Annotated in this window: 20 protein-coding genes and 9 pseudogenes; 18 read left to right on the forward strand and 11 right to left on the reverse strand. The window is 72.4% G+C overall.

Going from position 1 to position 21,423, the window contains the following annotated elements; translation table 11 throughout:
* Window positions 1-27: 27 nt before the first annotated feature.
* From ACQ86J_RS07840 to ACQ86J_RS07865, 6 genes and pseudogenes are all read right to left on the reverse strand, one after another.
* Entirely contained in the window at window positions 28-528 is a 501-nt protein-coding gene (locus ACQ86J_RS07840) for an aldolase/citrate lyase family protein (protein ID WP_431272328.1), read from the reverse strand.
* A pseudogene (locus ACQ86J_RS07845) lies at window positions 518-865 on the reverse strand (aldolase/citrate lyase family protein); the annotation flags it as partial. The pseudogene ACQ86J_RS07845 and the gene ACQ86J_RS07840, both read right to left, overlap by 11 nt.
* Before the next feature lie 37 nt (window positions 866-902).
* A complete protein-coding gene (locus tag ACQ86J_RS07850) occupies window positions 903-1,403 on the reverse strand; it encodes a tetratricopeptide repeat protein (RefSeq protein ID WP_431270687.1) in 501 nt (166 codons plus the stop codon).
* On the reverse strand, window positions 1,360-2,739 hold the full coding sequence (locus ACQ86J_RS07855; RefSeq protein ID WP_431270688.1) for a hypothetical protein: 1,380 nt from the start codon (window positions 2,737-2,739) through the stop codon (window positions 1,360-1,362). The genes ACQ86J_RS07850 and ACQ86J_RS07855 overlap by 44 nt, the downstream gene beginning before the upstream one ends.
* 165 nt (window positions 2,740-2,904) lie before the next feature.
* Window positions 2,905-4,526, reverse strand: a pseudogene (locus ACQ86J_RS07860) (cisplatin damage response ATP-dependent DNA ligase).
* Window positions 4,523-5,569: a ligase-associated DNA damage response exonuclease gene (locus tag ACQ86J_RS07865; RefSeq protein WP_431270689.1), complete on the reverse strand. Its 1,047-nt coding sequence runs from the start codon at window positions 5,567-5,569 to the stop codon at window positions 4,523-4,525. Before ACQ86J_RS07865 ends, ACQ86J_RS07860 begins: the two are co-directional and overlap by 4 nt.
* A 196-nt stretch (window positions 5,570-5,765) precedes the next feature.
* Between ACQ86J_RS07865 and ACQ86J_RS07870 the strand changes: the two genes are divergently transcribed.
* The 12 genes and pseudogenes from ACQ86J_RS07870 to ACQ86J_RS07925 all read left to right on the forward strand — a co-directional run bounded on the left by ACQ86J_RS07870 (window position 5,766) and on the right by ACQ86J_RS07925 (window position 12,408).
* On the forward strand, window positions 5,766-6,062 hold the full coding sequence (locus tag ACQ86J_RS07870) for a PAS domain-containing protein (protein ID WP_431270690.1): 297 nt from the start codon (window positions 5,766-5,768) through the stop codon (window positions 6,060-6,062).
* Entirely contained in the window at window positions 6,037-6,747 is a 711-nt protein-coding gene (locus tag ACQ86J_RS07875; protein WP_431270691.1) for a sensor histidine kinase, read from the forward strand. Before ACQ86J_RS07870 ends, ACQ86J_RS07875 begins: the two co-directional genes overlap by 26 nt.
* 214 nt (window positions 6,748-6,961) lie before the next feature.
* A pseudogene (locus ACQ86J_RS07880) lies at window positions 6,962-7,186 on the forward strand (DEAD/DEAH box helicase); the annotation flags it as partial.
* Window positions 7,187-7,547: 361 nt separating this feature from the next.
* Window positions 7,548-7,817, forward strand: a pseudogene (locus tag ACQ86J_RS07885) (helicase-related protein); the annotation flags it as partial.
* 223 nt (window positions 7,818-8,040) lie between these two features.
* Window positions 8,041-8,148: pseudogene (locus tag ACQ86J_RS07890) on the forward strand (hypothetical protein); the annotation flags it as partial.
* 31 nt (window positions 8,149-8,179) lie between these two features.
* Window positions 8,180-9,163: a hypothetical protein gene (locus ACQ86J_RS07895; RefSeq protein ID WP_431270692.1), complete on the forward strand. Its 984-nt coding sequence runs from the start codon at window positions 8,180-8,182 to the stop codon at window positions 9,161-9,163.
* Window positions 9,151-9,402 carry a hypothetical protein gene (locus ACQ86J_RS07900; RefSeq protein ID WP_431270693.1) on the forward strand — a complete coding sequence of 84 codons (252 nt, stop codon included), beginning with the start codon at window positions 9,151-9,153 and terminating at the stop codon, window positions 9,400-9,402. The genes ACQ86J_RS07895 and ACQ86J_RS07900 overlap by 13 nt, the downstream gene beginning before the upstream one ends.
* A gap of 136 nt (window positions 9,403-9,538) precedes the next feature.
* Window positions 9,539-10,123, forward strand: coding sequence for a ligase-associated DNA damage response endonuclease PdeM (gene pdeM, locus ACQ86J_RS07905; protein ID WP_431270694.1), 585 nt, complete (start codon window positions 9,539-9,541; stop codon window positions 10,121-10,123).
* A gap of 89 nt (window positions 10,124-10,212) precedes the next feature.
* A pseudogene (locus ACQ86J_RS07910) lies at window positions 10,213-10,637 on the forward strand (deoxyribodipyrimidine photo-lyase); the annotation flags it as partial.
* Window positions 10,638-10,679: 42 nt separating this feature from the next.
* Complete coding sequence (locus tag ACQ86J_RS07915) at window positions 10,680-11,441, forward strand: cryptochrome/photolyase family protein (protein ID WP_431272329.1); 762 nt, start codon at window positions 10,680-10,682, stop codon at window positions 11,439-11,441.
* On the forward strand, window positions 11,398-11,682 hold the full coding sequence (locus ACQ86J_RS07920) for an FAD-binding domain-containing protein (protein WP_431272330.1): 285 nt from the start codon (window positions 11,398-11,400) through the stop codon (window positions 11,680-11,682). The genes ACQ86J_RS07915 and ACQ86J_RS07920 overlap by 44 nt, the downstream gene beginning before the upstream one ends.
* Window positions 11,679-12,408 (forward strand): annotated as a pseudogene (locus ACQ86J_RS07925) (metallophosphoesterase). The gene ACQ86J_RS07920 and the pseudogene ACQ86J_RS07925 overlap by 4 nt, the downstream one beginning before the upstream one ends.
* A gap of 166 nt (window positions 12,409-12,574) precedes the next feature.
* Here ACQ86J_RS07925 and ACQ86J_RS07930 read toward each other — a convergent pair.
* Window positions 12,575-12,982: pseudogene (locus tag ACQ86J_RS07930) on the reverse strand (hypothetical protein); the annotation flags it as partial.
* Window positions 12,906-13,649 carry a creatininase family protein gene (locus tag ACQ86J_RS07935; RefSeq protein ID WP_431270695.1) on the reverse strand — a complete coding sequence of 248 codons (744 nt, stop codon included), beginning with the start codon at window positions 13,647-13,649 and terminating at the stop codon, window positions 12,906-12,908. The gene ACQ86J_RS07935 and the pseudogene ACQ86J_RS07930, both read right to left, overlap by 77 nt.
* Window positions 13,650-13,952: 303 nt before the next feature.
* On the opposite strand from ACQ86J_RS07935, the pseudogene ACQ86J_RS07940 reads away from it, so the two are divergent.
* A pseudogene (locus tag ACQ86J_RS07940) lies at window positions 13,953-14,075 on the forward strand (hypothetical protein); the annotation flags it as partial.
* Between the two features lie 107 nt (window positions 14,076-14,182).
* Complete coding sequence (locus ACQ86J_RS07945; protein ID WP_431270696.1) at window positions 14,183-14,824, forward strand: hypothetical protein; 642 nt, start codon at window positions 14,183-14,185, stop codon at window positions 14,822-14,824.
* On the opposite strand, the gene ACQ86J_RS07950 is transcribed toward ACQ86J_RS07945, so the two are convergent.
* The 3 genes from ACQ86J_RS07950 to ACQ86J_RS07960 are packed head-to-tail and all read right to left on the reverse strand — an operon-like array spanning window position 14,753 to window position 17,005.
* Window positions 14,753-15,250, reverse strand: coding sequence for a hypothetical protein (locus tag ACQ86J_RS07950; protein ID WP_431270697.1), 498 nt, complete (start codon window positions 15,248-15,250; stop codon window positions 14,753-14,755). The two genes, ACQ86J_RS07945 and ACQ86J_RS07950, sit on opposite strands and share 72 nt — an antisense overlap.
* Window positions 15,162-16,364: a cryptochrome/photolyase family protein gene (locus ACQ86J_RS07955; RefSeq protein WP_431270698.1), complete on the reverse strand. Its 1,203-nt coding sequence runs from the start codon at window positions 16,362-16,364 to the stop codon at window positions 15,162-15,164. The genes ACQ86J_RS07950 and ACQ86J_RS07955 overlap by 89 nt, the downstream gene beginning before the upstream one ends.
* Window positions 16,364-17,005 carry a DUF6134 family protein gene (locus ACQ86J_RS07960; RefSeq protein ID WP_431270699.1) on the reverse strand — a complete coding sequence of 214 codons (642 nt, stop codon included), beginning with the start codon at window positions 17,003-17,005 and terminating at the stop codon, window positions 16,364-16,366. The genes ACQ86J_RS07955 and ACQ86J_RS07960 overlap by 1 nt, the downstream gene beginning before the upstream one ends.
* 132 nt (window positions 17,006-17,137) lie before the next feature.
* Between ACQ86J_RS07960 and ACQ86J_RS07965 the strand changes: the two genes are divergently transcribed.
* The 4 genes from ACQ86J_RS07965 (at window position 17,138) to gltA (ending at window position 21,309) form a co-directional block, all read left to right on the forward strand.
* A complete protein-coding gene (locus tag ACQ86J_RS07965; RefSeq protein WP_431270700.1) occupies window positions 17,138-17,638 on the forward strand; it encodes a SixA phosphatase family protein in 501 nt (166 codons plus the stop codon).
* Window positions 17,616-19,214, forward strand: a complete 1,599-nt coding sequence (locus ACQ86J_RS07970; RefSeq protein WP_431270701.1) for a CHAD domain-containing protein — start codon at window positions 17,616-17,618, stop codon at window positions 19,212-19,214. Before ACQ86J_RS07965 ends, ACQ86J_RS07970 begins: the two co-directional genes overlap by 23 nt.
* A 78-nt stretch (window positions 19,215-19,292) precedes the next feature.
* Window positions 19,293-19,856 (forward strand): thermonuclease family protein, encoded by a 564-nt coding sequence (locus tag ACQ86J_RS07975; protein ID WP_431270702.1) that lies wholly within the window; start codon window positions 19,293-19,295, stop codon window positions 19,854-19,856.
* A gap of 133 nt (window positions 19,857-19,989) precedes the next feature.
* Window positions 19,990-21,309 carry a citrate synthase gene (gene gltA, locus ACQ86J_RS07980; RefSeq protein ID WP_431270703.1) on the forward strand — a complete coding sequence of 440 codons (1,320 nt, stop codon included), beginning with the start codon at window positions 19,990-19,992 and terminating at the stop codon, window positions 21,307-21,309.
* The last annotated feature ends 114 nt before the right edge of the window (window positions 21,310-21,423 follow it).

Raw genomic sequence — 21,423 nt, forward strand, 5'->3', positions numbered from 1 at the left:
GAGGCGCCCCGGGCCGATCGGAGGTCGCTAGCCCGCCGGCTGCAGGCCGCGCAAGAACTTTGCGCGCGCGCTCGCCCCGGCCATCAGGAAGGACTGGTCGTTGCCGGAGAGCAGGAAGCGCGCGCCAAGGCCGATATAGGTCGAGGCGTGCACCTCGTCGTAGACCCCGCCCATGCCGAGCGTCTTGCCGTGCCGCTTGCAGGCATTCGCCACCGACTCATAGGCCGCCTTCACGCGCGGATGGCCGATCTGGCCGCTGATGCCCATGCTGGCCGTCAGGTCGCTGGTGCCGATCATCAACGCGTCGATCCCCGGGACGGCGGCGATGCTGTCGGCTGCCTCCACCGCTTCCGGAGTCTCGATCATGACGCAGACCAGGATCGCCTCGTTCAGCTTCGGCCTGCGCCTCGGCGTTGGACGGCGGCAGCATGTTGTACGCGAAGGGCGGGCCGCCCCAACTCCGGGTGCCGATCGGCGGGAAGCGGTAGGCGGCCGCGACCGCCCTGGCTTCCTCGGCCGTGTCCACATGCGGCACGACCACGCCCATGGCGCCGTTGTCGAGCGCCCGCGTGCCCTCGAACAGCGCGTCCTTGCAGCAGCGGACCACGGGCGTGACGCCCTGGTTCAGCGCGGCGATGGCGATCTGCGTCGCCTCGTGCACGCTCATGGCGCCGTGCTCCATGTCGATGAACAGCCAGTCGAAGCCGGCCGCGGCGGCGATCATGCCGGTGCCGCTGGTGCGCAGGTGGTGCACGCCGAAGCCGAGCGCGAGCTCGTCCTTCGCCAGGCGTTGCTTCAGGCGGTTGGGCGGAAGTGGCATGGACGTTTCCCCTCTGGCTTGGAAGGGGCAGCGCACCATGCGCATCCGGCGGGGTCAATCGCCCCGCCGGATGCCGCTACGGCTACAGCCGCTCCACCGCCGGCGGCTGCGCGCCGAACCAGCTCTTCTGCAGCATTGCCCGGGCGACGGCGGCGCCTTCGCCGTCGCCACGCATCTCGGCCGCCCGCAGCAGCCCCGCCGCCGCCCAGGCATTGTTCGGCACCCGCTTCAGCGCCTGGCGGAAGGCCTCCTCGGCTTCGGCCGGCTTCCCCTGCGCCAGCAGCGCGGCGCCGAGCGACTGGTGGACCGGGTAGTACCAGAAGGGCGGCTCCATATAAGGCAGCGTGTCCTGGACGGCGGCGGCCTCGGCGAAGAGCGTCGCCGCGGCGGCCTGGTCGCCCGCAGCCTGGGCGATGCGGGCGCTCACCACGCGCATGGCGATGCCAAGCACCTCGGGCGCCGGCACGCCCTGCGCCGGCAGCGCCTGGATGGCGGGCAGCGCCGCCAGCTCGCCGATCGCCGCCGCCTCGGCGCGCGCCTCACCGGCGCGACCGGACTCGCGCGAGCGCGACGCCGCGGGCATAGTGCCAGTGCGCGCGGATATAGGGGAACTCCGCCGCCGGCGCCGGCAGCGCCAGGATCGTCTCCGGCGTGGAGAAGCGCGCATGCGCGACGAAGGGCGCTGAGACCACCGGCTGGGTCAGGCCGGGGAAGGCGCGCTTGGCGTCGTCCGAGACGATGGCGGCCAGCCGCGTGGCCGCCTCCACCGCGCGCGGCCCGTCGCCGCCCATCATCGACGACACCATGACGAAGTGGACGTTGTGCGCGAAATAGCCCTGGGCATAGAGCGCGCTGGCCCCGCCGCGGGCGATCTGCGCCTCGTCCGCCGCGACGGCGCGGAGGTTGGCCTCGAGGCTGTCGCGCCACATCCCCAGCCGGTACCAGATATGCGCCGGCATGTGCACGACATGCCCCGCGCCCGGCATCAGCGCCGCGAGGCGTGCCGCATGCGTCGCCGCGCGCTCCGGATGGTCGGAGGCCTCGACCGTGTGGATGTAGAGGTGGATCGCGCCCGGGTGCAGCGGGTTGGCGGTGATCGCCGAGGGCCGCGTGCCGAGCACGCCTTCCAGCAGCGCCAGGGTCTCCGCCGTCGCGCCCTTCGGCCTGCGGCCGGCATCTTCCCAATAGTCCCAGGGCGAGAGGTTCATCAGCGCATCGGCGGTCAGCATCGCCACCTCGGGGTCCGCCGGCCAGCGCGCCTGCACCTTGCGCATCGCATCGGCGAAGGCCTGGTCGAGCGGCTTGCGCTCCGCCTTCGGGTCGGCGGCGTAGCGCTGCGACAGGGCGTCGATCAGCGCCGCGCGCAGCTCGCCTGCCTGCGGCGCCAATTGGCGGGCGCGCTCCAGCGCGGCATAGGCGCGGCGGCCGGCATCCTCCTCCATGATGAAGTTGATATGCGGGCCGAGCACCCAGGCCTCGCCCCACAGGCACATGGCGCAATCGGGATCGGCGGCCTGGGCCATGCGGAAGGCGCGCGCGGCCTCGGCATGGTTGAAGCCCCAGGCGTAGCGATAGCCCTGGTTGAACCAGGCCTGCGCCTCGGCATTCGTCGTTCCGGCCGGCCAGGTCAGGCTGCCGAGCTCGGGGTTGAGCACCGGCGGATCGGCGCTGGTCGGCGCCGCGGCGCCGCGCGGCAGGTCGGGGACATGGCCGCCGAGCTCGGTGCGGCGCGGCAGCGCGGCGCGCGCGCTCTCGGCCTGGGCCAGGCTGGGGTTGATGCGGAAATGGTCGTGCTGCTGGGCGGCGGGCGCGGCATGCCCGTCGTGCCGCGCCTGCGCGCGTGCCGCCATCGGCACGGCAAGGGCGACGGTGGCGAGAAGCAGGGCACGGCAGGTGCTGAAATGCGGCTTCGGACGCATGATCTCCTCCCCGAGGGCGTGGACGCCCGGGACGGGCACCCGGCGGAATGCTCCGTCATGCGCGGCCGCACGGTCTTCCTGCCGTTCTCGCGAGAGGCGGCATCGGATCGGGCCGCGGGGGAACCCTATCCGATCCGGGACGGTTGCTGGCGCAAGGCTCCGTGATCAGTCTTCGGCGGCATCCTCGGCGGGAACGCCGCTCTCGACATAGGCCATCAGCATCTCCAGCCGGTCCGCCTCGCTCGCCGGCTTGTCGGTGCGGATGCGGGCGATGCGCGGGAAGCGCAGCGCGACGCCGGACTTGTGCCGGGTGGAGAGCTGCGCGGCGTCGAAGATCACCTCCAGCACCAGCGCCTTCTCCACCTCCCGCACCGGCCCGAAGCGGCCGGTGGTGTGGTTGCGGATCCACTTGTCCAGCCAGCCCAGTTCCTCATCCGTGTAGCCGGAATAGGCCTTGCCCACCGGCACCAGCTCCTCGCCCCCTGCCCCATCCGGCCGCCAGAGGCCGAAGGTGTAGTCGCTGTAGAAGCCGCTGCGCTTGCCGTGGCCGCGCTGGGCATACATCAGCACCGCGTCGATCGACAGCGGGTCGCGCTTCCATTTCCACCACAGCCCCTTCTGCCGCCCGGCGACATAGGGGCTGTCGGCCCGCTTCAGCATCAGCCCCTCGATCGAGGCGGCGCGCGCCCCGTCCCGCACCTCGGACAGCTGCGCGACCGAGACGAAGGCGATCTGCGCCGAAAGGTCCATCCGCGCCGGCGAGACGCGCGCCACCCAATCCTCCAGCCGGGCGCGGCGGGCATCGAAGGGCAGTGGGCGCAGGTCCTCGCCGGCCTCGAACAGCAGGTCATAGAGCCTGACGCCGACGGGGTAGTCCTTCTGCAGCTTCGCCGAGACGGATTTGCGGTTCAGCCGCTGCTGCAGGTCGGCGAAGGGCGCCACGGCGCCGTCGCGGATCACCAGCAGCTCGCCATCCAGCACGGCGTGGAAGTCCATCGCCTCGGTGACCTCGGGGAAGGCGCCAGAGATGTCCTCGCCGCCGCGCGACCAAAGCCGCCGCCCGCCGGGCCCTGCCGTCAGCTGCACGCGGATGCCGTCCCATTTCCACTCGGCACGCCAGTCCTCGGGCCGCAGTGACGCGACATCGGCATCCTCCAGCGGATGCGCCAGCATCAGCGGGCGGAAGACCGGCGCCTCGCGCGGGTCGGGCTTCTCGTCGCGGCCTTCCAGCCAGCGGAACAGCGGCAGGTAGGGCGGGGCGACGCCGTGCCATACCTCCTCGATCTGCTCGACCGCCTGGCCGGACCAGTCCGCCAGCGCGACGCGCGCCAAGCGGCCGGAGACGCCGACGCGCAGCCCCCGGTGATCAGCTTGATCAGCGCCAGCCGCCCGGACGCATCCAGCGTGTCGAGCCAGCCGGCGATCAGCGCCGGCAGCTCGCCCTTCGGCGTCAGCTCGAGCGCCTCGACCACCTCGGAGAGGCTCGGCGGCGGCGCGTTCACGCCTTCCCGCTGCGGCCAGATCAGCGCCACCGTCTCGGCGAAGTCGCCGACATAGTCATGGCTCAGCGCCAGCAGCACCGGATCGGTGCGCGCCGCCACCAGGTCGCGGATCAGCGCCGGCTTGGCGGCGGTGAAGACCAGCTCCTCGGTCAGCGCCGCCAGCCCGACACCGCGATCGGGGTCCGGCTGTGTCGCGAACCAGTCGCGCAGCAGCGCCAGCTTGGCGTTGCGGCCAGGGGTGAAGACCAGGCGTTCGAGCAAGGCGGCGAAGGCGGGGACGCTCATGCGCCCTGCTCCGCGGCAGCCACCGGTGCGTCCTCCTCCTCCTCGCCCAGCCCCACCAGGTGCAGCGCCCGGCCGCGGATGCCGCGCAGCGCCATGGCATGCACCAGCGCGTCGTCGCGGCCATGCGTCACCCAGACCTCGGGAGCGCCGACCTCGTCGATCGTGCGGTTCAGGTCGTCCCAGTCCGCATGATCGGAGATGACCAGAGGCAATCCCACGCCGCGCGTCCTCGCCCGCTGCCGCACCCGCATCCAGCCGCTGGCCACGGCCACCACCGGCTCCGCCAGCCGCCGCGCCCAGCGCTCCTGCACCGCCGAGGGCGGCGCCAGCACGATCGCCCCCTGCAGCGCCGCCTTGTTGGCGACCGTCGCCGGCGCCAAGGGGCCGAGCGGCACGCCAAGCTCCTCGTACAAGGCACACAGCCTCGCCAGCGCGCCGTGCAGGTGGATCGGCGCGTCCCAGCCGGCCTCCCGCAGCAGCCGGATCAGCCGCTGGCACTTGCCCAGCGCATAGCAGCCGACGACATGCGTGCGCTCGGGGAACAGGGCCAGGCTCTTCAACAGCTTCGCCACTTCCTCCTCCGGGGGCGGGTGGCGGAAGACCGGCAGCGCGAAGGTCGCCTCGGTGACGAAGACGTCGCACGGCACCGGCTCGAAGGGCGCGCAGGTCGTGTCGCGCTGCCGCTTGTAGTCGCCGGAGATCACGGCGCGTGCCCCTTGCCAGTCCAGCACCACCTGGGCCGAGCCCAGCACGTGGCCGGCCGGCACCAGGCGGATGGCGACGCCGTTCTGCACCAGGGTCTCGCCCGCGCGGATCGCCTGCTGCACCGTGCCGGCTCCAGCCTCCCCCATCCGGGCGCGCATGATCGCCAGAGTCGCGGGCGTCGCCAGCACCGCAGCATGGCCGGGCCGGGCATGGTCGGCATGGCCATGGGTGACGACGGCGCGATCCACCGGCCGCTGCGGGTCGATGAAGAAGTCACCCGGTTCGCAGAACAGCCCCTGCGGCGTGACGCGAAGCCAGGATTCTGGATGCGGTGGCATGGATAAGGCGGATCCCCCGGCCGGTTCGCCGCGGGGTCGCACCGCGTCCCACCTGGCAGGTCCCAAAATGTGACCGCCGCAACACCAGACAAGCACTTTCCTGGAATCTCCACGGAACTGGCAGCCATGTCATGCGTCACCAAGGACCGGGTCCGCAACGGCACCGTCGAAGGTCAAGGTGGAGGCTGTGTGCCGCATGGCGGCTGAGGACGCGGAGCCGGGCGGGCTGGAGACACTGGGTGACGAGGCGCAGTTTCGCGCGCTCGCCGACCACGCACCCGTGTTGATCTGGCGCGCAGACCTGTCGATGGGCTGCGACTTCTTCAACAAGCCTTGGCTCGACTTCACCGGCCGCGCGCTGGAGCAGGAGCTCGGCAATGGCTGGGTGGAGGGCGTCCACCCGGACGACCGCGACCGCTGCCTGCAGACCTACACCGATGCCTTCGTGGCCCGGCGCGAATTTCTCCATGGACTACCGCCTGCGCCGGCATGACGGCGCGTGGCGCTGGCTGCTGGACAAGGGCCGGCCGTTCGAGGTGGCGGGCCAATTCGCCGGCTTCATCGGCAGCTGCATCGACTACACCGATACCCGCCAGGCCCTGGAGGACCACCGCCAGGCGCTGGAGGAGCGGGAGAACCTGCTGTCGGAGCTGCACCACCGGGTCAAGAACAACGCCCAGGCCACCACCTCCTTCCTCAGCCTGCAGGCCAGCCGGGCGAGCGACCCCTCAGTGGCAGCGGCGCTGCGCGGGGCGGCGATGCGGGTGATGCTGGCAACCCTGGTGCAGGACCGCATGTTCCGCGTAGCGCCGGATGCAGGGGTCGAGCTGGGGCCGGAGCTCGAGACCACTGCCCGCACCGCGCTGGAGGTGAATGGCCGGCCCGGCCTGACGCTCGAGCTGCACCTGGAGGACACCCTGTCGCTGCCGGTGGCGCAGGCGACGCCGCTGGCCCTGATCGTCAGCGAGCTGGTGGTGAATGCCGCCCGGCACGCCTTTCCCGGCGACGGCCCCGGGAGGGTCAGCCTCACGGTCCGCCGCGCCGGGCCGGGCCTGGGCGAGGTGGTGGTGGCGGATGACGGCATTGGCCTGCCGGAGATCCCCCGCCGGAACACCCCGCAGGGCTGCCTCGGCCTGCACCTGATCCCCGGCTGGCGCGGCAGGCGCATGCGACCTTGAAGCTGGATGGCGCCCAGGGCGTCCGGGCGACCCTGCGCTTCGCCTGCCGATAGGCGAAACGGCCGCTTCACGCAGCGCACCGGCGCCGCCATATTGCCCGGCAGATGGGAACATTGCCGGAACCTTTGCCGCCTGGTTCGCCGGGCGCGGCTGGACGCCCCGGGCGCACCAGATCGCCCTGTGGCGCGCGGCGGAGGCGGGGCAATCCGCCCTGCTGGTCGCCCCGACCGGCGGCGGCAAGACCCTGGCCGGCTTCCTGCCCAGCCTGATCGACTTGGCGGCGCGGCCGCGCCCGGGCCTGCATACCCTCTATGTCTCGCCGCTGAAGGCGCTGGCGGTGGACATCGCCCGCAACCTGATGGCCCCGGTGGACGAGCTCTCCCTGCCCATCCGGATCGAGACCCGCACCGGCGACACCCCGCAGAACCGCCGCACCCGGCAAAGGGAAGACCCGCCGAACATCCTGCTGACCACGCCGGAGAGCCTGCTGCTGCTGCTGGCCAACCCGGAGGCCGGCGATCCTTCGCCGGGCTGGGCGCCGTGGTGGTGGACGAGATCCATGCCCTGGCCGGCACGAAGCGCGGCGACCAGCTGGCGCTCGGCCTGGCGCGGCTCGGGCGGCTGGCGCCGGCGGTGCGGCGGGTCGGGCTCTCGGCCACCGTTGCGCATCCGGAGCCACTCCGCGCCTTCCTCTCCCCACAGGCGATCCCGCCGATGTCCGGCTGGTGCAGGTCCGCGGCGGCGCCGCGCCGCAACTCTCGGTCCAGCTGCCGGAGGGACGGCTGCCCTGGGGCGGCCATATGGGCCTCGCCAGCGCCCCCGACATCTACCGCCGCATCCGGGACGCCCAGGTCACCATCGTCTTCGTCAATACCCGCGCCCAGGCCGAGCTGGTCTTCCAGGCGCTGTGGCGGCTGAACGACGCGGTGCTGCCGATCGCCCTCCACCACGGCAGCCTGACGGTCGAGCAGCGCCGCAAGGTCGAGGCGGCGATGAGCGAGGGGAAGCTGCGCGCGGTGGTCGCCACCGCCTCGCTCGACCTCGGCATCGACTGGGGCGCGGTGGACCAGGTGATCCAGGTCGGCGCGCCCAAGGGGGTCGCGCGGCTGCTGCAGCGCGTCGGCCGCGCCAACCACCGGATGGACGAGCCCTCCCAGGCCCTGCTGGTGCCGGCCAACCGCTTCGAGGTGATCGAATGCACCGCGGCGATCCAGGCGGTGCGGCACGAGGAGCTGGACGGCGACCCGCCGCGGCCGGGCGGGCTCGACGATGCTGGCGCAGCATGTCCTGGCCATGGCCTGCGCCGGTCCTTTCCTGCCGGACGACCTCTTCGCCGAAGTCACCTGCGCCGCGCCCTATGCGGCGCTGACCCGGCGCGACTTCGACGACACGCTGCGCTTCGTCGAGGACGGCGGCTACGCGCTCAGGGTCTATGAGCGCTTCCGCAAGCTGTTCCGCGATCTCGGAAGGCGTGGTGCATGTGCGGGACCAGCGGGTGGCGCGGCAGCTTCGGATGAACCTCGGCACCATCGTCGAGACGCCGATGGTGAAGGTGCGCCTCCGCGGCGGCCCGGTGCTGGGCGAGGTCGAGGAATGGTTCGTCTCGACCCTCGAGCCCGGTGACAACTTCATGTTCGCGGGACAGGCGCTGCGCTTCGAGGCGCTGGACGCGATGAGTGCCGTCGTCTCCCGCGGCGGCGAGGGCGAGCTGCGGGTGCCGACCTATGCCGGGGCGCGCCTGCCGCTCTCCACCTGGCTGGCCGCCCGGGTGCGGGAGATCCTGCACGATCCCCGGCGCTGGCGCCTGCTGCCCGACCCCGTGCGTGACTGGCTGCGGCTGCAGCAGAAGCGCTCGGCCCTGCCCGACCGCGAAGGGCTGCTGGTCGAGACCTTCCCGCGCGGCGGCCGCTGGTTCATGGTCGCCTATTGCTTCGAGGGGCGGCTGGCGCACCAGACGCTGGGGATGCTGGTCACCAAGCGGATGGAGCGCCTGGGCTACGCGCCGATGGGCTACCTCGCCACCGACTACGTCATCGCCACCTGGTCGGCCTTCGAGCCGACAGAGGTCGAGCCGCTGTTCGAGGAGGACATCCTCGGCGAGGACCTCGAGGAATGGATGGCCGAGAGCTCCATGCTCCGCCGCACCTTCCGCAACATTGCCACCATCGCCGGGCTGATCGAGAAGAACCATCCCGGGCAGGAGAAGTCCGGCCGCCAGATGACCATGAACTCCGACCTGATCTACGACGTGCTGCGCAAGCACGAACCCGACCACGTGCTGTTGCGCGCGACGCGGCAGGAAGCCGCGGGCGGCCTGACGGATGTCGCCCGCATCGGCTTGGTGCTGGCGCGCGCGAAGGGCCGCATCCGCCACATGCGGCTCGGCCGCGTCTCCCCCTCGCGGTGCCGGCGCTGATCGAGGAAGGCCGCGAATGGGTCGCCGGCGGCGCCGAGGATGCGCTGCTGGCCGAGGCGGCGGCCCTAGTCGAGGAGGTGACCGATGGCGACGAGATCTTCGCCGGCCTGCTGGCCGATGTCACCGAAGGGGTGCGGGTCCGCGCCGGCGTGGTCGACAAGCCGCGCCACAGGCGCCCGGACAAGCCGCGCTACAACCGCTTCATCCGCAACGCCCCGAAGAGCGTGACCGGCGCATGACCCCGGCACCGCTGCATGTGGCCGGGGAGCGGCTGATGCTCGACCCCGCCGGGCTGCTCGCCTGGCCGGCGCGGAAGACCCTGGTGGTCGGCGACCTGCACCTGGAGAAGGGCAGCCACTTCGCCCAAGGGGGCGGATGGTGCCACCCTACGACACGCGGGAGACGCTGCAGAAGCTGCAACTCGCATTGCGCCGCTGGCGGCCGGCGCGGCTGGTGGCGCTCGGCGACAGCTTCCACGATGCCGCGGGCTCCGGCCGCATGGCCGCCGAGGATGCGGCGCTGCTGCACCGGCTGCTGGCGGGCATCGAGATGGTCTGGGTGCTCGGCAACCACGACCCCGTCCCGCCCGCCGGCCTGCCGGGCACGGCGGTCGAGGAATTGCAGGACGGCAAGCTGGTCTTCCGGCACGAGGCGCGGCGCGGCGCGGTGAAGCCGAGCGAGATCTCCGGCCATTTCCACCCCAAGGCCACCATGGCGACACGCTGCGGCGGCGTGACCCGGCCCTGCTTCATCGCCGATGCCTGGCGCGTCATGCTGCCGGCCTTCGGTGCCTATACCGGCGGCCTCGATGCCGGCGACCCGGCGATCGCCGGCCTCTTCCCGCGCGGCGCGCGGGTGTTCCTGCTGGGCAGCGACCGCTGCTACAGCATGCCGGTCGCGCCGAGCCGGGCGAAGCGCCCGGTCACGGGCGCCGAGGCCGTGGGAACGGCGGCGGGCTGACGCGGCGGAAGGCCGGCCGGCGCCGGCCCCACCACCGCGGCGTCAAGGCGGAGTGTCGCGTTTCGCGCCAGCCACCCTACATTGGCGCGATGGACAGCCCCGCCTTGCTCTGGTTCCGCCAGGACCTTCGCCTCGCCGACAATTCCGCGCTGCAGGCGGTGGCCGACCGGCCCTTGCTGCCGGTCTATGTGCTGGACGACGCGGCGGCGGGGCGCTGGGCACCGGGCGCTGCTTCCCGCTGGTGGCTGCGGCGATCGCTCGAGGCGCTGGGACGGGACCTCGCCGCGCGCGCGCGCCGCTGCTGCTGGTGCGCGGCCGCGCCGAGATTGTCATTCCGGCACTCGCCGCCGCGATCGGCGCGCCGGACGTCCTCGCCGGGCGGCTCTATCAGCCCTGGGCGCGCGAGCGCGATCGCCGGGTGACCGAGGCGCTGGAGGCCGCCGGCCGCCGGCTGCGCCTCGCCACCTCCTCCGTGCTGCGGGAGCCGACCCAGGTGACGAGCGGCAGCGGCAAACCCTATGCCGTCTACACGCCTTTCGCCAAGGCGGTGGCCGCGATGGGCGAGCCGGATTTCCCCATCCTGGCGCCTGGGCAGCTGCGCCCGGTCGCCGATCGGCCGCCGGGCGACACGCTCGACAGCCTCGCGCTCTATCCGGTCGCCGGCGAGCCCGACTGGGCAGCGGATTTCCCGGCGCTCTGGACACCGGGTGAGGCCGGCGCGGAGGCCCGCCTCGCCCGCTTCGTCGCCGGACCTGTCAGCGGCTATGCGGCGCAGCGTAATGACCCCGGCACCGACGGGACCTCCGGCCTCTCGCCGCACCTGCACTGGGGCGAGCTTTCACCGCGCCAGGTCTGGCACGCAGTGCGCCAGGCGCAGCCGGGCGAGCTTTCGCGATCCTGGCCTTTCCTGTCGGAGATCCTCTGGCGGGAATTCTCCTACCACCTGCTCTGGCACCGGCCGGAGCTGCCGGAGTGCGCGCTGCGCGAGCGCTTCGCCCGCTTCCCCTGGGGGCGCGATGCCGCCTTGCTGCGCGCCTGGCAGCGCGGGCGGACCGGCTATCCTGTCGTCGATGCCGGCATGCGGCAGCTCTGGCGGCATGGTTGGATGCACAACCGGGTCCGCATGATCGCCGCCTCGCTGCTGGTGAAGCACCTGCTGCAACCCTGGCAGGACGGCGCCGCCTGGTTCTGGGACACGCTGGTGGACGCCGACCTCGCCTCCAACAGCGCCTCCTGGCAATGGGTGGCAGGAAGCGGCAGCGACGCGGCGCCCTATTTCCGCGTCTTCAACCCGGTGCTGCAGGGCGAGAGAATTTGACCCGAAGGGCCGCTATGTCCGGCGCTTCGTGCCGGAGCTGGCACGGCTGCCGGACAAGTGGCTGCATCGGCCCTGGGAAGCCCCGGCGGAGGTGCTGCGCGGCGCGGGCTTGGTGCTCGGGCGCGACTATCCGCAGCCGGTGATCGACCATGCCGCGGGCCGTACGCGGGCACTGGCGGCCTTCGCCACGCTGGGCGCTGCGGGCGGTGCGCCGGGGGACGGCATGGAGCCCGCGGCATGACCGATGCCGCCCTCGCCGACCTGCGCCGGCGCGGCTTCGCCGGTCTGCGCGTGGTGGGCGACGTGCATGGCGATGCGGTGGCCTTCGCGCATGCCGTGGCCGGGGCCGAGGCCGCGCAGCTCTTCCTGCTGCAGCTCGGCGACCTGACCGACCATGGGCCGGACAGCCCGGCGGTGCTGCGGCTGGCCTTCGGCCTGCTGGATGCGCGGCGCGGCCGCTTCCTGCTCGGCAACCATGATCACAAGCTGCGCCGCGCGCTGCTGGGCCAGCGGGTGCATTTCGCCGCAGAGGGCCTGGGGCGGACGCTGGCGCAATGCGGGAGGCGCCGGATGGCGAGGCGCTAGCGGCGCGGGCCATCGCCGAGATTGGCGCGGCGCCGGCCTGGCTGCAGCTCGGCGGCTGGCTCTTCGTCCATGCTGGCTGGCATCCCGCCATGCTTGGCCGGCCGCCGCCTCCCGATGCCGGCACCCGGAAACCCGACCCGCTGCTGTCGCGCGCGATGTTCGGCCAGGTCACTGGCCGGCTCCAGGCGGATGGCTATCCGGAACGGCTGGATGACTGGGTGGACCGCATCCCGGCGGGGATGGTGGTCTATTGCGGGCATGACCGCCGCTCCCGGATGGGCGGCCCTTCGTGCTGGACGGCGAGGCCGGCGGCCGCGCGGTCTTCCTCGACACCGGCGCCGGCAAGGGTGGGCACCTGTCCTGGATCGACCTGCGGTTCTGACGCGGACCGATAGCGCTAGCCGTCCCGGCGGATGATGAAGCCGTTGGCCACGCGCTCCATGCCGAGCTTCCGGGTACCAAGTCATCGGGTCCGGCGCCGAGAGCAGCAGCAGCATGCAGCCCGGGCCGATGATCCGCTTGGTCTCGGCGATCAGCGCCTTCCCGACGCCGCGGCCCTGGAAGGCCGGATCGACGCAGAGATCGGACAGGTAGCAGCCATAGGCGAAATCGGTGAAGGACCGCGCCACGCCGGCCAGCCGCCCCGCCGCGTCGCGCGCGGTGACCACCAGGTTCGACCCGGCGAGCATCGCCGCCATCCGCGCCGCGTCGTCCACTGGCCGCACTAGGCCGGAGGCGCGCACCACGGCGGTGAACTCGGCGGGGTCGAGCCGGCCTTCCTCCCGCGCGAAGGCCATGCCGGGCGGCGGCACGGCGAGCGCCGCCCAGGCGGCATGCCCGGCGAGGACAGGGCTTTCGGTCATGCCCAGAGCGCCTTGTTCAGCAGCAGCCCGGCCAGGGCCTGGCCGATCGCCGCCAGCAGTGCCTCCCCTTCGCCGCCGTCGCCGGGCGGGCATCGCCGATGACGCCGGTCTCGGAGATGGCGCGGAAGGACCGCCGCAGCGCGAGGCCGGGCGGCTGGCCGGCGACGCGGGTCGACATCGGCCCATGCGCCTCGGCCAGCCGGTCCATGCGCACGCTGTCGGGCCGCAGCGCCAGCATCATCGAGGTCTCCGCCTCGCAGGCATGCATCAGGCCGGACTGCTTCTCGAGGATCGGCGCGATCACCTCCGGCACCATGTGCCAATAGGTGCCGGCGGCGACCTTGATGCCGTATTCGATGGTGAACTCGGAAGCCGCGACCATCACCGCCTCGGCATTGCCGCCATGGCCGTTCAGCAGCATCACCCGCTTGAAGCCATGCCGCGCGGCCGACCTCACCACGCCGCGCAGGACGCCCGAGAAGCTTTCGAAATCGAGCGTCACCGTGCCGCCGAAATCCATGTGGTGCTCGGCCAGGCCGGTCCAGACGCAGGGCGTGACCACCACCGGCGCGCCGGCGGCGGCGATGCCGGCCGCGGTTCGGGCGGCGACGCCGGTCGCCAGGATGATGTCGACGCCGGTCGCCATGTGCGGCCCGTGCTGCTCCAGCGAGGCGACGGGGATGATGACCAGCGCATCCTCGGCGGCGCGGGCGCGCAGCTCCTCGGCCGTCAGCCGCATCCATTCCACTTCATAGGCCATGCCCTGCCCTCCCTGTTCCGCCGCGGCGCCGGAGCCCTCGACCAGCGCTTGCCAGACCGGACGGGAACGATCACCCGGACCCACCGGCTCGGAAGCCCTCGGCCAGGGCGGGCGCGGCGGAGCAGCGCGCTCCGGCGCGGGACGGGCATTGGCGCCCCCGGCACGGCCTTGATGTCCGGTGTCGCGCCTACGGCGCCGTGGATGCAAGCCGGCCCACGCGCGGTGCGCTTCCGCCGACGGACAGGCAACGGCCCGCGCCGCCGGGGCTTACCCTCATGCCAAAGGAGCGGAGGAGGATGGCAGATGGCAAAGATCATCGGCACCGCTGCGGCAGACACGCTTCAGGGGACGGCAGGGGCCGACCTGCTCATCGGCCGCGCCGGCAAGGACGACCTGATCGGCGACGCAGGTCCCGACACACTGATCGGCGGGGCGGGCGACGACGGGCTGCTGGGCGACCGGGACGAACGGAGCCTCGTCTTCCCCCGGCCGGCGAGGGCAACCTGCTCGTTGCCGGGCCCGGCAATGACCTCGTGGTCGGCGGCCTCGGCCAGGACACGATCCTCGGCGGCCCCGGTGACGACAGGCTGCTGGGTGGTACCCATCCCAGCACGCTGGCCTTCATCGAAGGCCCTGCCTCGGCCAATTGGCTCAGTGACAAGGCCGATCTCATCCTGGGCGGCAGCGGCGACGACCTGCTGGATGGCGGCGGCGGGAACGACACGCTGCTCGGCGGCGCGGGCCGCGACACGCTGATCGGGACCAGCGGAAAGGACCTGCTGGCCGGCGGCTCCGGCGACGACACCTTCGTCTTCACCCGCTCGATCGGGGTCTATGGGGGAGCCGAGAGCGGCGTCGGGCCCGGCCGGCGCGACGTGATCCTCGACTTCCACGAAGGGCACGACCTGCTGGACTTCTCCGTGCTCGCCAGCCGCAGCGGCCAGTCCGGGTCTCCGGTGCCCGGCGCCGCCTTCCTCGGGGAGGAGCCGTTCGAAGCCACCTACGCCCTGCAGATCCGCGTCGCCTATGAGGACGGCAACACCATCCTGCAGTATGTTTCTGCCCAGTGGTATTTCCTGCCGGGCTACCCGCCGGAGCGGCCCTCAGGGCCGGAGGGCGAGATCGAGCTGGCCGGCATCCACCACCTGCAAGCCCGTGGATTCATCCTGGGCTGAGGGCCCGGGCGCCATCTCCGGCCCGACAAGGAAGGCCGCCGCGCTGTCGCGCAGCGCCTGCCGCTTCGCCGGGTCCATCTTCCGCAGGGTCTGCAGCGGCATCGCCATCCTCGGGTTGTTGGCGAAGCGGCGCTCGTGCCGGGCTAGGAAGTCCCAGTAGAGCGCGTTGAAGGGGCAGGCCTCGGGCCCGGTCGCCTGCCGCACGTCATAGGCGCAGCCGCGGCAGTAATCCGACATCCGGTTGATGTAGGCGCCGCTGGCCGCATAGGGCTTGCTGCCCATGACCCCGCCATCGGCATGCAGCGCCATGCCGTGGGTATTCGGCAGTTCCACCCATTCATAGGCATCGGCATAGACCGTCATGTACCATTCGTTCACCTGCGCCGGGTCGAGCCCGGCGAGCAGCGCGAAATTCCCCGTCACCATCAGCCGCTGGATATGGTGGGCATAGGCCAGGTCGCGGGTTTGCCGCACCGCCTGGGCGATGCAGTTCATCCGCGTCTCGCCCGACCACCAGGACCAGGGCAGCGGCCGGGTCGCCGCCAGCGCGTTCAGCCCGGCATAGTCCGGCATCTTCAGCCAGTAGACGCCGCGGACGAATTCCCCGCCAGCCGAGGATCTGCCGGATGAAGCCCTCTACCGCGTTCAGCGGCGCCTGGCCGGCGCGCCAGGCCGCCTCGGCCGCCTCGCAGCAGGCGCGCGGGGAGAGCAGCCCGGCATTGAGGCTGGTCGAGACCAGGGCGTGGAACAGCACCGGCTCGCCGGTCGCCATGGCATCCTGGTAGTCGCCGAAGCGCGGCAGCCGGGCGGCGATGAAATCGGCCAGCGCCGCCTCGGCCTGCCGCGCCGTCACTGGCCAGGCAAAGGCGTCGAGCGTGCCGAAATGGCCGGGGAAGCGCGACTCGACCAGGGCGCTGACTTCGCGCGTGATCACATCCGGAGGAAAGCGCCGCGGTGCCGGCGGTACCAGGCCCGGCTCGAGCTTCTTCCGGTTCTCGGAATCGTAGTTCCAGGCGCCCCCGGCAGGAGCCTCACCGTCCATCAGCAGGCCGTTGGCGCGGCGCATCTCGCGGTAGAAGAACTCCATCCGCAGCTGCTTCTTTCCCTGGGCCCAGCGACGGAACCAGCCGAGATCGCAGAGGAAGCGGTCGTCGTCGCGGATGTCGACCGGCAGGCCGGTCGCCGCCTCCCAGCCGCGCATGTCCTCCAGCACGCGCCATTCGCCGGGCAGGGTACAGACGATGCCCTCCGGCGCGTGCCGCGCCACGGCCCGGGCCACCTCCCCGGCCAGCGTGCCGGTGTTCTCCGGGTCGTCCAGCCGGATGTGGTCCACCCGCACGCCGCGCGCCGCCAGGGCGCGTGCGAAATGCCGCATCGCCGAGAGGACGAGGACGATCTTCTGCTTGTGGTGCCGGACATAGGTGCACTCGCCCATCACCTCCGCCAGCAGCACCACGTCCCGCGCCGGGTCGAGGTCGCGGAGCGAGGCCAGCCCGCGCGAGCACTGGTCGCCGAGGACGACGCGAAGAAGACCTGGCATCACGCCGGCTCGTAGATCACGGTGCTGCCGTCCTCGGCCTTCGTCTTCCAGCCGGTCCAGGTGCCGTCGGCGGCATAGGTCGCCTCCGACTCCTCCTCGCCCGTCGCCCGCCACAGCGTGCCACCGCCCGGCAGCGCGGTGTGGATCCAGCGCAGCATCTCGGGCTTGCCGGTGTCGTTGGCGAAGAGCGGCCGGTCGAGCCGCCGGCTGTCCCACCAGGACAGCGGTGCCGCCTCGGCGGGCAGGCGGAAGCGGCCGGCACTGCCCTGCACCAGGATCGCATCCTCCGCCGCCACCGCCTGCATCTCCGACAGGCTGCCGTTGCGGTCGAGCCGCGCGCTGGCGCTGGCCAGCCGGTCGCCGGCCCAGGCCTCTTCGAACCGGTGGGTGAAGCGGAAGACGGTGACGCCCAGCAGCTTCACCGCGATATCAACCTCGGTCCGCGCGGTCAGCCCTGCCGCGCCCGCGGCGAAGACGACGCGATGGGTGCCGATCGCACTCCCCTCCCGCATCACCCGGAAGCGCAGCTCGGGCGGCACCGCCGGGGCCGGGCCGGCGGCCAGCGCGGCCGGCAGTGCCAGCAGACTGCGGCGGGCCAGGCGCCGGGGCACGGCGGGCGAGGTCGGCAAGGCGGCGGGCATGCGGCGGGGTTACTCCGGCGGCGGCAGGCGGAAGATAGGCCAGGGCACCGGAACGGGAAGGGGCGCCACTCCGCGGGAAACCCGGTGATGGGGGCAGGACAAGCCCGGCCGGGCGTGCCAACATGCGCCCCTATGCGACAGCTCCTGCTGCTGCGGCACGCGAAGTCCTCCTGGGACGATCCGGCCCTTTCCGACCACGCCCGGCCGCTCAATGCGCGTGGCCGCCGGGCCGCTGCCGCCATGGCCCAGGCGATGCGGGAGCTCGGGCTGGCGCCCGACATCGTGCTGGTCTCCTCCGCCCGGCGCACCCTGCAGACCCTGGAAGCCCTCACCCCCTTCGACGACCCGGCATTGGTCGAGCCGATGGACGCGCTCTACCTCGCGCCCTGGCGCGCCATGCTGGCGGCGATCCAGGACGTGCCGGAGACCGCCCGCAGCCTGCTGGTGATCGGTCACAACCCCGGCCTGCACGAGCTGGCGATGGAGATCGCCGGGATTGATCCGGGGATCAGCGCCATGGGCCGCGGCAGCCCCACGGCACAACGCCTGGCGGAAGGGTACCCGACCGGCGCCCTGGTCGAATTCAGCATCGCCAGCCCCTGGCACCTGCTTGAGCCGGGGGTGGACGATTGATACGATTCATCCAGCCCCGGGACCTGCTCGCGGCCGATGCGGCGGAGTCGATCAGCTGAACAGCCTCGAGAGTGCCATCGCCGAAGCACCGCCCGCGCCGGATCCCGGCGCCGGGCCGGCGGGGCCGCGGCTGGCTGTCGAATTCAGCCTCGATCCGGCTGCAGCCGGGCGACTGTCCCGCCATCCGGCCATCGCCGGCGCCCGCGGCGGCCGCACGCGCGGGACGGCGGAGGAGCTGATCTGGCTCGATACCGCCAATGGCGTCCTGGCCGGGCGCGGCCTGGCGCTCGAGCAATCGCAGCGCGGGCTGCGGCGGATGCTGCGGACGATGCCGGAGGCCGGGCCGCCCTGGCTGCCCGGCAGCCCGGCCGAGACGGTCAAGGCGCCGGACCTGCCGGATGGGCCGCTGGTGCCCATCGCCGCCTTCAGCGGCCGGCGCAGCCTGGTCCCCCTGGCGACGCCCGAGGGCCCGGTCCAGGCAGCCCTGATCACCGGCAAGCTGCGCGCCGTGGCGGACGAGGCGCCGGTCGCCCGGCTGCTGCTTGACGGCGCGCCGGAAGCGGTGCTAGGCCTGTCCGGCCGGCTGGCCGCCGACCTGCCCCTGCTGCCGCCCCGGGCGGCGCTCGCCGAGGAAGGCCGCGCCCTGGCCCGCGGCGAGGCACCGCGCGCCCGCCGCCGCGGCCCGCCCGACCTTGCCGAGGCCGGCACGGTCGAGGAGGCGCTGCTCGGGGCTGTCGGCCACCTGCTGGAAGTCATGCTCCACCACGCCCCCGCCTGCCGCCTCGGCGCGGGCCCCGAGGGCGTGCACCAGATGCGGGTCGGGCTGCGCCGGCTGCGCTCCGTCCTCAAGGTCTTCCGTCCGGCGGCCGGCTGCCCGGCGCTGCAGTCCTTCGATGCCGGGCTGAAGACGCTGGCCGACCGGCTGGGCCCGGCGCGCGACTGGGACGTCTTCCTCGGTGGCCTCGGCGCCCAGGTCGGCGAAGCGATGCCAGGCGACAAGCGGATCGCCGCGCTGCTGAAGGCGGCCGAGGCGAAGCGGCAGGCCGCCTATGCGGCGCTGCGGGCGGAGCTCGACGGTCCGGCCTTCCGCCGCTTGGTGCTGGCCGGGCTCGGCCTGCTGCTGCAGCGGCCCTGGCGGCTGGAGGCCGAGCCGGACCGGCTCGCGCGGCTGGAGGAGAGCCTGCCCGGATCCGCCGCCGCGCTGCTCGACAAGCGCTGGCACAAGCTCTGCTCCGAAGGCGAGGACATCGAGGACCACTCCGCCGAGGCGCTGCACGAGGTGCGGCTGGAGGCCAAGCGGCTGCGCTACGCGGCCGAGCTCTTCGCCCCCCTCTGGCCCGGCAAGGCGACCCGCCGCTTCCAGAAGCGGCTCTCGGCGGTGCAGGAGGAGCTGGGCATCGCCAACGATACTGCCGTGGCCCGCAGCTTGGTCGCCACGCTGGGCGGCGGCGTGCCGGCCTGGGCGATCGGCGCGGTGGAGGGCTTCGCCACCGCCCGCGTCAGCGCCGCGCGCGGCCGGGCGATGCAAGCCTGGGAAGATCTGATGGTTGCGGGACCCTCCTGGACCCGCGCCTGAAGCACCGGGCATTCTCGATTGGCGATGGGGCGACCCGAGGCTTGCGGAGTCCGTATCGGACACGATACGCCTCGGCCCATGCGCACCCGCCGCATCTTCCGACCCAGCCCCGCCGCCCGTCTGCGGGCGCCACTGGCCATCGCGACCGGCATCGGGCTGTTCGGCCTGCTGCTTTCGGTGGCGGTGCCGCGCGACTTGCTGGGCTCCGCCCGCCCGCTGCCCGCCCTGGCCTCCGCCGCCGGCGAGGTCCGCGTGCTGGACGGCGAGACGCTGCGGCTCGGCGACCAGGTGCTGCGGCTGCAGGCGGTGCAAGCGCCGGCCCGCGGCCAGGCACGCTGCCGCGACGCAGCGGGCGGGACCACGGATTGCGGCGCCGCCGCGGCCGAGGCCCTGGCCCGTCTGGTCGCCGGGCGCGACCTCGCCTGCCAGATCAGCGGCGCGGATCGGCGCGGCCGGGCGCTCGGCACCTGCGAGGCCGGCGGGATCGAGCTGGGCGCCGCCCTGGTCGCCGCCGGCTGGGCGCTGGCGTCCGGCAGTGCGGCACCCGGCCTCGCCGCCGCCGAGGCCGCCGCCCGACAGGGCGGGCGCGGCCTGTGGTCCGCGGCGCAGCCGGCGCCGGAGGCCTGGCGACGCGGCTTCTGAACCGCCGGGGACAGGCCGCGTTCGCGCTTCGTGCCAAGGCGCGTTGCCAACCCCCAGCCCGCGCCGATATCTTGCACCGCACCACGCAGAGGCCCCGTCGTGAGGCGCTGCATTCCTCGAGGACGCATATGCCATGAGCAGCTCGGCAACCGGGGCGGCAAAGCCGACCATCACCGTCACGCTGGATGGGTCGAACCGCAGCACCAGCCTGCCGGTGCTGTCCGGCACCATCGGCCCCGACGTGGTCGACATCCGCAAGCTCTACGGTGACCTCGGCGTCTTCACCTTCGACCCCGGCTACGGCGCGACCGCCAGTTGCGACAGCAAGATCACCTATATCGACGGCGACCAGGGCGTGCTGCTTTACCGCGGCTACCCGATCGAGCAGCTGGCCGAGCAGTCCGACTTCATCGAGGTCTCCTACCTGCTGCTCTATGGCGACCTGCCGACCCCGGCCCAGCTGGAGGAATTCCGCAAGGGCGTCACCTACCACACCATGGTGCACGAGCAGCTGCGGCGGTTCTTCGACGGCTTCCGCCGCGACGCGCACCCGATGGCGGTGATCTGCGGCGTGGTCGGCGCGCTGGCCGCCTTCTACCACGACAACCTCGACATCAACGACCCGAAGGCGCGGGAGATCGCCTGCTTCCGGCTGATCGCCAAGATCCCGACCATCGCGGCCTGGGCTTACAAGTACTCGATCGGCCAGCCCTTCATGTATCCTCGCAACGACCTGAGCTATGCGGAGAACTTCCTTTACATGCTCAACGCCGTGCCGGCGGAGCCCTGGAAGCCGAACCCCATCCTGTCGCGCGCCATGGACCGCATCCTGATCCTGCACGCGGACCATGAGCAGAACGCCTCGACCTCGACGGTCCGGCTCGCGGGCTCGACCGGCGCCAACCCCTTCGCCTGCATCGCCGCCGGCATCGCCGCGCTCTGGGGCCCGGCGCATGGCGGCGCCAACGAGGCGGTGCTGAAGATGCTCGGCGAGATCGGCACGCCGGAGAACATCCCGCAGTTCATCTCCGAGGTGAAGGACAAGAACTCCCACACCAAGCTCATGGGCTTCGGCCACCGGGTCTACAAGAACTTCGACCCGCGCGCCAAGATCATGAAGGAGACCTGCCACGAGGTGCTGGCCGAGCTCGGCATCAAGGACGAGCCGCTGCTCGACATGGCGATGGAGATGGAGCGGATCGCGCTGTCCGACGACTACTTCATCCAGCGCAAGCTCTACCCGAACGTCGATTTCTATTCGGGCATCATCCTGAAGGCGATGGGCATCCCGACCAGCATGTTCACCGTGCTGTTCGCGGTCGCCCGCACCGTCGGATGGGTGAGCCAGTGGAAGGAGATGATCGAGGACCCGTCGCAGCGCATCGGCCGGCCGCGGCAGATCTACACCGGCGCCGGCCAGCGCGACTATGTGCCGGTGACCCGTCGCGGCTGATCCAGCCGTCTGCTACTTAGCCTGATGAACCCGCCGGAGCGATCCGGCGGGTTCTTTCATTTCTGCCTCTATAACAATTATAAAAGTATTCAAAACATTATCAATGGATCGCGG

Source organism: Dankookia sp. P2, assembly GCF_050632255.1.
In the GTDB taxonomy this organism is placed as follows: Bacteria; Pseudomonadota; Alphaproteobacteria; order Acetobacterales; family Acetobacteraceae; genus Paracraurococcus.